A 242-nucleotide genomic window follows, 5' to 3' on the forward strand; every position below is an offset into this window, starting at 1 on the left:
TCATTCCCAAGTGCCACAATCACCCCGCCTGTTAATGACGCAACACCCACAACCACAGAGGCGCCATGCAGCTTCGCATAGGTCACACCATCTGCTAAAACAAGACGGCCTTCTGCACCCGTGTTAAGCACTTCGATTGTTTTGCCGCTAAGTGAAACAATGACGTCATCTGGCTTCATCGCATCTGCTGAGACCATATTTTCTGTTGAGGCGATGACCGCAATGACATTCTGCTCTGGACG

General features: G+C 50.8%; 1 pseudogene. It reads right to left on the reverse strand.

The window, feature by feature from the left end:
* A pseudogene (locus tag KVT11_RS20450) lies at window positions 1-242 on the reverse strand (leucyl aminopeptidase); the annotation flags it as partial.

The organism is Bacillus sp. GbtcB10 (assembly GCF_019091365.1).
Lineage (GTDB): Bacteria > Bacillota > Bacilli > Bacillales > Bacillaceae > Bacillus > Bacillus altitudinis.